The 2,456-nt window shown below is 62.5% G+C and carries 2 protein-coding genes; both read right to left on the bottom strand.

The features are described from left to right. Positions 1-87: 87 nt before the first annotated feature. Positions 88-852, bottom strand: a complete 765-nt coding sequence (gene istB, locus ACQRAJ_RS08680; RefSeq protein ID WP_273339942.1) for an IS21-like element helper ATPase IstB — start codon at positions 850-852, stop codon at positions 88-90. Positions 853-854: 2 nt separating this feature from the next. Beyond that, positions 855-2,315 (bottom strand): IS21 family transposase, encoded by a 1,461-nt coding sequence (gene istA, locus ACQRAJ_RS08685; RefSeq protein WP_123220231.1) that lies wholly within the window; start codon positions 2,313-2,315, stop codon positions 855-857. Positions 2,316-2,456: the final 141 nt, after the last annotated feature.

The raw sequence follows: 2,456 nt of genomic DNA on the forward strand, positions 1-2,456 counted from the left end.
TGTTTTTCACAACAACTAAATTTAGGATTTCACGACTAATTTCTTTCGGGTTTCACCGTTTTGCAAAGGTGCCGCACCCTTTCTTCGCTAACTGTCCGATCTTCCCATCATCAAGGCTTCCTCGAACCTTCTGCTCTGCCCGCCGAACTCAACCAGCCGACCATGATGCATGATCCTGTCAATCGTCGCCGTGGCCAGGTGCGCGTCTCCCAGCACAGTGCCCCATTTGCCGAACTCTATGTTGGTTGTGACGATCATGCTCCTCGTCTCGTACGTTGCCGACATCACCTGGTAGAGCAGCCGAGCGCCCTCGATGTCTATCGGGATGTAGCCGTACTCGTCGATTATCAGCAGGTCCGCCTTGGCTATGTCGCGAAGCACCTGCTCGAGCCTGTTGTCGGCGACGGCCGCCTTCAGCATCAGCACCAGCGACGCGGTCTCGAAGTACCTGACCTTGTAGCCCCGCTCGGCCGCCAGCACGCCCAGTGCGATCGACAGGTGGGTCTTTCCGCGTCCGCATCCTCCGTAGAACACGAAGTCCTGGGCCTGCCGGACAAACTCCAATGACACCAGGTCATCGACGGTGTAGCCGTCTGGGAAGGACACCTCGCCGAAGTCGAAGTCCGCGACCGACTTCACGGCCGGGAATTTGGCCTGCCTCATGAGCCTTGCCTTCCTGTTCTCCTCCCTGGTGGCGTTCTCGCTCCTGATCAGCTCGCATGCAGCCACCAGCTGGCCTCGCGTGGCATCCTTGGAAAACGCCGCGATCGTCGACTTGGTGAAGTACATGGTCCTGGCCAGCGCGGCGAACTCCGCCTCGATCTGGCCCCTCGTCATCTGCTCGATGTCCATGGCTAGGCCTCCTTTGCGAAGACGGCGTCGTACATCCCGAGGTCGGGGCTGTCGTCGTATGCGATGGACCCTTGGCCGTTCGCCGTGCATGCGGCAGCCAATGCGACGTCAGCGCGGCTGGGGACGCCGCCGTCGGCGCCGAGCGCGGCCATCGCCGCTACCGCGGCCTCGTAGCCCGCATCCGCGCTGACGTCGCGAAGCATCCTGAGCATCGTGCCCCTGTCGGCCCTGCCCATGGAATCCATCGACCTGGCCAGCGATTTCGGCAAGGTCGCCCTGACGGCGCTGTTCTGCCATCCGCCCGGCTTCCTGCAAAGGAGCGCCAGCTGCGACATGGGGTCGCTGGCCTTGGTGGGCGCATCCCCGTATGCTCGGTCGAAGGCGGCGATCTGCGTGCCCTCGCCGTCGTAGAAGGCTACCCGGAATGCGCCCAGCTCGACGATCACCCTCTCCTCGCCGTGGTCCGGCCCGAGCGGGTAGCGGTGTCTGCCGTCGAGGCACGCGTCGCCGTACTTGTCGGTCTTGGCCGTGACTATCTTCGCGACGCGGAAGGGCTTCGCCGGCAGGTCGGCCATGGCCACGCAGTCCTCCATGAACAGCTGGCGCTCGGGCTCCCCTTTGAGGTAATGGTCCTTGCCGGCGCGATCCAGGCACCTGCCGAGGATCCGCTTGTTGTAGGCGGGCAGGCTGTCGATGCGGGGAACGGGGACGAACAGGTTGCGCCGGATGGCCCCGACGGCATTCTCCACGGAGCCCTTCTCGTGGCCGGAGTTGGGGTTGCAGAAGGAGAAGTCGAACCCGTAGTGGGCGGCGAAGCGCGTGAACGTGTCGGCGGTGCTGACAACCTGGCCGACCCTTCTGCCGACGCCCGTGGCGTTGTCAAACACCAACCGGGTGGGCACGCCCCCGCAGAACTCGAACACGGCCTTCAGGCCCTCGCAGACGCATTCCGACGTCTCGCCCCAGAAGCATTGCGCCAGCGACACGTTGGAGAACGGGAAGGTGACCACCAGGTAGTGCACCTCGCGCATGACGCCCAGCACCCTGAAGTCGCACACGCCGAAGTCGACCTGCCCCTCGCCGGGCGCCCATTCGAGGTTGAGGAACTCGTCTTTGGCGCCTTTGAGCTCGGCTTTGCGCTTCTTGACGTAGGCCTGGACGATTGTGTAGCTGCCGTCGTAGCCGCATTCCGCGACGAGCCGGTCGAATACCCGCTGGGCCGTGTGTCGCTGCTTGGGGCGCCGCTTCCTGTCCTCCGCAAGCCAACGATCTATCGTCGCCTTGAACGGGTCAAGCTTCGAACCGCGCCTCTTCCTGGGCTTGACCTGAGGGGAGAAGTCGTCCATGTCGCGGTATTTGCGCACCGTGGGCTCGGAGATTCCCTCCTCCCTGGCTATCTGGGCGACGCTGTCGCCACGGGCAGCGCGCTGCTTGATTGCTAGAATAGTTGACATGCCGATCATTTCCTTTCCGGCCTCCTTGAGTCGATTACCGAAGCAATGACTAAGTTAGGCCATCCGTTGGAGGTGGTCGGCGCCTTTGCTTATGAGGCGAAACAATCGTCGTGAAACCCGAAACTTTTATCTCGTGATTTCCTAAAAATA

Origin of the sequence: Collinsella sp. SGI.184, from assembly GCF_050313415.1 — a bacterium.
Lineage (GTDB): Bacteria > Actinomycetota > Coriobacteriia > Coriobacteriales > Coriobacteriaceae > Collinsella.

Excerpts from the sequence above, each read along its gene's own strand:
- istB (WP_273339942.1), bottom strand. The coding sequence starts at position 852 with ATGGACATCGAGCAGATGACGAGGGGCCAGATCGAGGCGGAGTTCGCC.
- istA (WP_123220231.1), bottom strand. The coding sequence starts at position 2,315 with ATGATCGGCATGTCAACTATTCTAGCAATCAAGCAGCGCGCTGCCCGT.